We start from the raw sequence: 4,124 nt of genomic DNA on the forward strand, positions 1-4,124 counted from the left end.
GTCGAGGCCTACCGCCATGCCGCCAGGCTGCCGGGGCTCGAGGTGGTGGGTATCGACTGCCATATCGGCTCGCAGATCACCGAGGCCTCGCCCTACCTGGACGCCTGCGACCGGGTGCTCGACCTGGTCGAGGCCATCGAGGCGGCCGGCGTGCCCATTCACCACCTCGACTTCGGCGGCGGCCTGGGCATCGACTACAACGGCGAAGTGCCGCCCAAGGCCGATGCGCTGTGGCAGCAGCTGCTCGCGCGGCTCGATGCGCGCGGCTTCGGCCAGCGCAAGCTCGTCATCGAGCCCGGCCGTTCGCTGGTCGGCAATGCGGGCGTGTGCCTGACCGAGGTGCTCTACACCAAGCCGGGCGAAGACAAGAATTTCTGCATCGTCGATGCGGCCATGAACGACCTGCCCCGCCCCGCGATGTACCAGGCGTTCCAGAAGATCGTGCCGCTGCGCATCCGCGCCGGCGATGCGCCCACCTACGACGTGGTCGGCCCGGTCTGCGAAAGCGGCGACTGGATCGGCCGCGACCGCGCGCTCAACGTGGTGTCCGGCGACCTGCTGGCGGTGCTGTCCGCCGGTGCGTACTGCATGAGCATGGCCAGCAACTACAACACGCGCGGCCGTGCCGCCGAAGTGCTGGTGAGCGGCCGGAGCGCCACGCTGATCCGCCGCCGCGAGACGATGGAAGACCAGCTGCGCAGCGAGCGGATCGAGGGCTGATCCGCGCGCGACCGGGGTGGTTCGCGCCGGTCAGCCGGTGCTGCTGCGCAGTGCCTTCTCGCTGCCGCTGCCGCCACGCACGCCGGCCGACGGCTTCGGCCTGCGCTTGCTCGCGTAGTTCCACACGCGCCATCCGAGCAGCACCGCGATGATCGCGGCATAGACGAACACTTCGGCAAAGTTGTTCTTGCCCGCACGCATCCAGAAGAAGTGCAGCAGGCCCAGGCCGGCGATCAGGTAGACCAGCTTGTGCAGCATCTGCCAGCGCCTGGCGCCCATGGCCTTGATGGCGCGGTTGAACGAGGTGGCCGCCAGCGGCGTCAGCAGCACGAAGGCCGAGAAACCCACCAGGATGAACGGCCGCTTGGCAATGTCCTTGGCGATGTCGGCCCACTCGAAGCCCATGTCGAACCAGCTGTAGCACAGCAGGTGCAGCACCACATAGAAATACGCGAACAGCCCCAGCATGCGGCGAAAGCGCGCCAGCGCATTGGCCTTGGCCATCACGCGCAGCGGCGTCACCGCCAGCACGATGCAGATGAAGCGCAGGGTCCAGTCGCCGGTGGCGCGGATCAGGAACTCGGCCGGATTCGCGCCCAGCCCGTCGGTGAATGCGCCATAGGCCAGCCGCGCGAACGGCAGCAGGCACAGCAGGAAGATGACCGGCTTGGCCGCCGGATGCATGAGCAGCTTGTTCATGGGGCAAGGGCCGCGTGGCGGTGCCGGCTCAGTAGTTCTTCTTCAGGTCCATGCCCGCATAGAGCTGGCCGACCTGGGCTTCGTAGCCGTTGAAGACCAGCGTCTTGGTGCGCTTGGCGAAGAGTCCGCCGCCGTCGCCGATGCGGCGCTCGGTGGCCTGGCTCCAGCGCGGATGGTCGACGTTCGGATTGACGTTCGAATAGAAGCCGTATTCCTGCGCCGCCGCCTTGTTCCAGGCCGTGCCCGGCTCCTTCTCGACGAAGCGGATCTTGACGATCGACTTGGCCGACTTGAAGCCGTACTTCCACGGCACCACGATGCGCACCGGCGCGCCGTTCTGGTTGGGCAGCACCTCGCCGTACATGCCGAAAGCCAGCAGCGTGAGCGGATGCATGGCCTCGTCCATGCGCAGGCCTTCGGTGTAGGGCCAGTCGAGCACGCGCGAGCCCACGAAGGGCATGGTCTTGGGATCGGCCAGGGTCACGAATTCGACGTACTTCGCATTGCCCTGCGGCTCGACCTTCTTGATGAGCTCGGCCAGCGAGTAGCCCACCCAGGGAATGACCATCGACCACCCCTCGACGCAGCGCAGGCGGTAGATGCGCTCTTCCTGCGCACTGAGCTTGAGCAGGTCTTCGATGCCGTACTTGCCGGGCTTCTTGACCAGGCCCTCGACCTCCACGGTCCAGGGGCGGGTCTTCAGGGTGCCGGCGTTCTTGACCGGGTCGCCCTTGTCGGTGCCGAACTCGTAGAAGTTGTTGTAGCTCGTCGCGTCCTTGTACTCGGTGAGCTTTTCCATCGTTTGCGCGCCCGGCACGGCGGACTTGGCACCCGGCAGCAGTGCCAGCTTGTGCGGTCCCGTGGCCTGGGCGAAGGCCTCGCGCCCCGCAAAGCTCGCGAGCGCGGCACCGGCTGCGCCGCCGGCCATCAGCTTGAGCAGGTCTCGCCGGCCCTCGTAGACGGCGCGCGGCGTGATCTCGCTCGAAAGCGGGTGGATGAAGCCGCTGCTGCGACCCTGCGGACGGAAATGGAACGACATGTGACGGCCTTTCGCGTGAATCGTTGTGCTCAGGGTAGTTCGTGCAATTCCCTGGTCCGGTTACGCGCAATCGCTGCGCGTGGCTTCAATTCTTCGCGAAAAGCCGCAACCCTGCCTACAGCGTGCCGTAGCTGTGCAGTCCGCTCAGGAACATGTTCACGCCAAGAAAGGCGAAGGTGGTCACCGCGAGGCCGCCCAGCGCCCACCACGCAGCCACGGTGCCGCGCAGGCCCTTGACCAGCCGCATGTGCAGCCAGGCCGCGTAGTTGAGCCAGACGATCAGGGCCCAGGTTTCCTTCGGGTCCCAGCTCCAGTAGCCGCCCCAGGCGTCGGCCGCCCACAGCGCGCCGAGCACGGTGGCAATGGTGAAGAAGGCAAAGCCGACCGTGATCGACTTGTACATCACGTCGTCGAGCACCTCGTTGGCCGGCAGCCGAGCGGCAATGCGCCGGCGGCCGAGCAGAATGCCCGCGGCAATCAGTGCGGAGATGCCCGCAYAGATCACCCAGTAGCTGCCGCCGGCCTCCTGCACGCGCTGGCGGAAGGCCACCGGCACGAAGCACAGCGCCACGCCCAGCAGCCAGATCGGCGTGAGCTTGTACCAGCGCGTTTCCTCGGCCTGCTCCTTGATGAGATAGGCGAAGGCCACCATGGCCGCGAGCGAGAAGGTGCCATAGCCGATGAAGTTGGCCGGCACGTGCAGCTTCATCCACCAGCTCTGCAGCGCGGGCACCAGCGGCTGTATCTCGTGCGCATTGCGCACCAGCGTGTACCAGAGCAAAAAGCCCACCGCCGCGCTCACCACCAGCATCACGAAGGCGCCGAGCGTGCGCGTGCCGTAGCGCGATTCGAAGTAGAGATAGAAGGCCGTCGTGAGCCAGCAAAAGAGCACGAACACTTCGTACAGGTTGCTGACGGGAATGTGGCCGATGTCCGGCCCGAGCAGATGGCTCTCGTACCAGCGCACCATGGTGCCGATGAGCGCCATGGCAATGGCGGCCCAGGCCAGCCGCGAGCCGATCAGGTCGAAGGTGTCGCCCTGCTTGCCGCCGAAGAAACCGAGCCAGTAGAACAGCGTGCTCATGAAGAACAGCACGCTCATCCAGAGGATGGCCGACTGGCTCGACAGGAAGTACTTGAGCCAGAACACCGTGTCCGCGCGCGCCAGGTCGCCCTGGTAGGAACTGATGGCCAGCAGCGAGGCCGCGGCCACCACGATGGCCAGCACCCGCAGCGGGCGCCAGAACCAGCCGATTGCGACGACCGAGATCATCGCGGCGCCGAGGATGGGCTTCTCGTAGGCGTCCATCGAGCCCGCATAGCGCGCAAAGGCGAACAGGCCGCCTGCCAGCACCAGCGCCGCAAACACCCAGTCGAAAAAGTTGCGCCGCGAAAACCAGCTTTCGTGCAGCGTGAGGGTGGTGGTGTTCATGGTGACGCCGGTCCTTCTTTCTTCAAGGCAAGCAGCTTGTGCTTGAGGTGCTCGAACTCGCGATCGCTGTCGATGGTCTTGCGGTTGACCGAGAAGGCCATCGTGGCGGCCGTGGTGTTGTCTCCGGAGCCCGCGCCATCGGGGGTGAGCCACACCCAGAGCCGGCGCTCGCGCACGTACAGCATGGCAAAAATCCCGATGATCAGCAACAGGCAGCCCAGATAGACCACGTTC

At 66.0% G+C, this 4,124-nt stretch carries 5 protein-coding genes; 1 reads left to right on the top strand and 4 read right to left on the bottom strand.

Annotation, left to right across the window (positions count from 1 at the left end; all coding sequences use genetic code 11):
• Positions 1–720 (top strand): diaminopimelate decarboxylase family protein (locus AC1DOC_RS22465; protein ID WP_478130512.1); only part of this gene is annotated, 720 nt, incomplete at its 5' end.
• Positions 721–750: 30 nt separating this feature from the next.
• On the opposite strand, the gene AC1DOC_RS22470 is transcribed toward AC1DOC_RS22465, so the two are convergent.
• From AC1DOC_RS22470 to AC1DOC_RS22485, 4 genes are all read right to left on the bottom strand, one after another.
• The gene (locus AC1DOC_RS22470; protein ID WP_018907494.1) at positions 751–1,419 is read right to left on the bottom strand and encodes a protein-methionine-sulfoxide reductase heme-binding subunit MsrQ; all 669 of its coding nucleotides are present in this window, start codon (positions 1,417–1,419) and stop codon (positions 751–753) included.
• 28 nt (positions 1,420–1,447) lie between these two features.
• Positions 1,448–2,458: a protein-methionine-sulfoxide reductase catalytic subunit MsrP gene (msrP, locus tag AC1DOC_RS22475; RefSeq protein ID WP_012746283.1), complete on the bottom strand. Its 1,011-nt coding sequence runs from the start codon at positions 2,456–2,458 to the stop codon at positions 1,448–1,450.
• 115 nt (positions 2,459–2,573) lie between these two features.
• Positions 2,574–3,890, bottom strand: coding sequence for a c-type cytochrome biogenesis protein CcsB (gene ccsB, locus AC1DOC_RS22480; RefSeq protein WP_478130513.1), 1,317 nt, complete (start codon positions 3,888–3,890; stop codon positions 2,574–2,576).
• The coding region (locus AC1DOC_RS22485; RefSeq protein WP_478130514.1) for a cytochrome c biogenesis ResB family protein at positions 3,887–4,124 on the bottom strand (238 nt) is incomplete at its 5' end. The genes AC1DOC_RS22485 and ccsB, both read right to left, overlap by 4 nt.

This window comes from Variovorax sp. 01T439_2, from assembly GCF_056398445.1.